This window comes from Ruegeria sp. AI3 (assembly GCF_056541245.1).
In genome coordinates this window covers 1-1,259 of the sequence record NZ_JBQFYA010000051.1, presented here as the reverse complement: position 1 = coordinate 1,259, position 1,259 = coordinate 1, and the positions used below count along the sequence as shown (strand labels likewise).

The window sequence follows — 1,259 nt, the reverse complement described above, 5'->3', positions numbered from 1 at the left end:
GAAAGAAGACCGGTATGACTCCATCGGCCTATAAGGGGCGTACGGATGCGTTAAAATCGGTTTCGCAATAGAGCGGCCCCAACTGCCTCAGCCGCATCAGCAACCCCTCTGATTTTTTCACAATAACTGTCTGCGCCGATAGGGCCGGGCGATCCGTTCCTTAGGGCGCTGCAAACCAAAACACGAAGAGGCACCACCCACCCCCAATTCTCTTAAACCGCAAACCGACCAACCACACAGAAACACGACCCGCCTGAATGCGCGTCAGCTGGGAATCCAAACAAGGTCGCCTGGAGCAGTAGTAATGTCGAACCCGCAAACCCCGAAACCATCTGCAGTCTGGCCACTCCGGCGAGTCTTCGTCACCAGAAATGAACTCCAACGGTCCAACGCTTTCTTGGTTCTGACGACCGTGCTGATGGTTATTGGCTGGTGGACACAAGGGGCTGCGGAAACCGTCGATGTGTCCGACGCGGTGCGAAGCGCTGGTGTCAATGCAGACGCCTCGACCATTGTTGTAAAGCGTCTGTCCGACGGACAGACCTGGCTCAGCAACCCCGAGCGCGCGCAGCAACGGTTTTCTCCGGCATCCACGTCCAAGATCCCGCACACGCTGATTGCATTGGAAACGGGTGTTGCCCAGCCTGATACAGTGTTTGTCTGGAAGAAGGTTGTCACGTGGAACCAGGATTGGAACCGGGATCACACGCTGACTACGGCGTTTCGGCAGTCTGTGGTCTGGGTGTTTCAGGAGATTGTCCAGATCGCCGGGCACCAAACCATGGCCGATTGGATGAACAGGTTTGACTATGGCAACGCGACCATCGGCGCGACAGATCATCTGACGACCTACTGGTTGGATGGCACGTTGCGGATCTCGGCTGAAGAACAGGTCGCGTTTGTTTCAAGATTTGTGAGGGAACAACTGCCGATTTCGGAACGCACGCATGCGGTCGCGCGGGTCATCATGTTCAACGAGCGCGGCGACAACTGGTCCTTGTATGCCAAGTCCGGTTGGCGGCACGGCGAGGATATCATGGACATCGGCTGGTATGTTGGATGGGTGCACTGTGCCAAAGACACGTATGTATTTGCCCTCAACCTGGATATGCCGGATGGGTCCTATCGGACTTTTCGGCAAAGCGCTGCTACCTCGGTTCTGAACGATATCGGCGCGTTTGACTGCCGCTGATGCGAAGCTGGGTGTTCATTTTTGGCATGTGCCTATGGTCTTCCACCTCAAGCGCAGAGGCCCCCGG

At 56.3% G+C, this 1,259-nt stretch carries 1 protein-coding gene; it reads left to right on the top strand.

What is annotated here, in order from left to right; all coding sequences use genetic code 11:
• Positions 1-397: 397 nt before the first annotated feature.
• Positions 398-1,192 carry a class D beta-lactamase gene (locus tag ACRZ95_RS22930; protein WP_170428895.1) on the top strand — a complete coding sequence of 265 codons (795 nt, stop codon included), beginning with the start codon at positions 398-400 and terminating at the stop codon, positions 1,190-1,192.
• Positions 1,193-1,259: the final 67 nt, after the last annotated feature.